2 protein-coding genes are annotated in these 2,556 nt (G+C 39.8%); one reads left to right on the forward strand and one right to left on the reverse strand.

What is annotated here, in order from left to right:
* The first annotated feature begins 529 nt into the window (after positions 1-529).
* Positions 530-1,024 carry a GNAT family N-acetyltransferase gene (locus CWC18_RS20150; RefSeq protein ID WP_138675984.1) on the forward strand — a complete coding sequence of 165 codons (495 nt, stop codon included), beginning with the start codon at positions 530-532 and terminating at the stop codon, positions 1,022-1,024.
* 500 nt (positions 1,025-1,524) lie between these two features.
* Here CWC18_RS20150 and CWC18_RS20155 read toward each other — a convergent pair whose 3' ends face one another.
* A complete protein-coding gene (locus CWC18_RS20155; RefSeq protein ID WP_138593494.1) occupies positions 1,525-2,433 on the reverse strand; it encodes a LysR family transcriptional regulator in 909 nt (302 codons plus the stop codon).
* Positions 2,434-2,556 lie beyond the last annotated feature (123 nt).

A 2,556-nucleotide genomic window follows, 5' to 3' on the forward strand; every position in this document is an offset into this window, starting at 1 on the left:
TTAGCGGCTTCGTTCAACAAACGCATCAACGCATGGACTAATAAAGCTTGGCTAGGTTCGTGCCTCACCAATTATAGCCAAGCATGGTGGCAAAATTTTAACTGACACCCAGCCAAAATTGACGTGCAAAATAGGGTTTTTACGAATTAACGAAGTGGTTAATTCAAGTGAAGAGACCATGAAATTAGCACGAACAAGCTAGCAGCAGAGCTTACTTAATTAAATCAACGGATTAACCTGCTTAAGTGTTCGGGCTAGAAAAGTGCATACGCAGTGAAAATATCATTGATAGATCAGCGAAAATTAGCTCTAATGGCACGATAAAACGTATTGAGTAATGCAGGGATGGCTTAAGCACGAAAGACAAGCTGATAAAATAGGCTCGAGACACCTTACGCCACTAAAAGCAAATTCCCATAGCATAAATAACACCAACTCTGACACACCGAGCAGGTAGCGGCTCAATCCAGCAAGCAATTATGCAGCACAAACAACGTGCTGCATAAATACTAAGTAGTTAGAGATAAAAATGAACATAGCACTCCGAAAATTAACAAAAAAATATTTGCCAGCATTTTCAATGCTTTGGCAATTTTATCAATACCATCAAAGCAATTTTGATAACGAAGACATCGATAGTTCAGGCAGATTTGATATTGATGAAGAATACCTAAAAGATGTCGCTACGGGTGACGAAGACTGTGACGCTTACTTAATTGTTGTTGAGAACAATCTAGCAGGTTTCGTGACTGTAGAGCCAACAGAAATATTAGAGCGTGAAATGCCTGAGCTGTCTGATATTTTTATCCTACCTAAGTACCGATCAAAAGGTATCGCTATGCATGCTGTTCGCCAGTTAATGTTAAATAACTCATCAAATTGGCATGTAGCCGTTTATAAAAATGACCGCGAAGCATTAAAGTTTTGGGACAGACTTTTTGCGAAATTACCGATTGTGAATGTATTGAAAGTTGAACCACCTGAGACCGAAGGCTTCCATGAATTTGTGATTACAAATAAATAAAATATGCAGGACGTGATGAATAAATTTACAAAGCCCCCCCCAAATTGACTGCCCACCCCAAATTGACTGTTTTTCATTCATTACTTATCTTTTAAATTCAGCTTAAAAGATAAGTGATTTCTGGGCTTAACGTTTAGAGTGATCAGCTAACGCCTTCAATAAGCCTTAATAACTAACGGTGGATTAGGCGTGTTTCTTTAGCACTGAGTCGTGCAATTTCGCTATCTCTTTCAGTGTAAAGCGCATATTATCCGTTCAATTTTGAGAACTCGACAATATCTCATAGGTATTTTTTAAGGCTGGCAATAATTTTAAATGGGTGTCAATGCTCGTTTGTTCCGTTACGCGTCACCGTTCTTTCCCGCTAGCATACTCTGCCCCAGTAGAGAGAGGACGAGCAAGCTTTCATAAAGACTTCACAAGGCGGAAAATTAAGGGAGTCAACTTAAAATGTTTCTTCGTTTTTATGGTAATCTTCGCCAATTTGTTATGGGGTTAATTTAGTATTCTACGTTTGATTTATTGCAGACGAAGCGTAATTTTTCTACGATCCATTGATGAATTTTACTTTGGTTACTGCGAGGATGCCATGCAACAATGACTTCAAAAGGGGGTGGCAGGTCTTCGACTTTCAATATCGAGACTTTGTCGTTCGGTAGTAATTTAGAGGGGAAAAACGCAATTAAGTCGGTGGAACATAAGAGGTCTGGCACGGATGAAAAATTAGGGACAGACATAACGATGTTTCTTTTTAGGCCAACATTCGCAAACCATTGATCGTGAGAACCTTTAAGGTTTGCTCTTGATGGTGAGACCACCAACTGGGGTTGTTTGGCGATATCGGAGATGCTCAATACTTTTTGGCCTAGAGACGTGTTTTTGCTTGCCACGCACAAGTGTTGTTCTATAAATAATAACTCATAAGGTAGATCATCTGGAATAAAATCAGGAAAGCTGATCAGTAAATCTAGCTTTGCTGAACTCATTAACTCACTTGCGTTGTCAGTTGCAAAGTCCTGAACTATGAGTTTTAGTTGTGGTGCTTGCGCTCTGACGATACTTAGCAATTCTGGCAGCAGAGCCTGAGTGGTGTAGTCGGTTGCACTGATAGAAAATACACCTTGGTAGGTTGCGGGCTCAAAATGCTCAGGCTTAACAATGTCCTCGAGCTTAATCAGTACGTCAGCTATAGGGGCTTCTAGCGCTTGTGCTCTGGGAGTTGGTACCATTTTGTTACCCTGTCGAACAAATAAGCGGTCGTCTAGAATATCTCTTAGTTTTTTTAACTGTTCACTGATAGCTTGCTGGGTTAAGCCAACCTTATGCGCCACTTTACTTAAGTTTTGAAGCGCAAGCAGCTCGCTTAATATGCGCAATTGTTTTACTTCTAGCTTATGTAAACCACTCATATTTGTTACCTACACAAATAGATCTTGTTTCTATTTGTATCTTACCCCGCCTATGCTAGCAGCTCAAATAAAATTGGATGAGAACGAGCGAGTTTTTAGCGCTTTTAAGCATTTAAGCATTTA

It is taken from the genome of Pseudoalteromonas aurantia (assembly GCF_005886875.1).
GTDB lineage: Bacteria > Pseudomonadota > Gammaproteobacteria > Enterobacterales > Alteromonadaceae > Pseudoalteromonas > Pseudoalteromonas aurantia_A.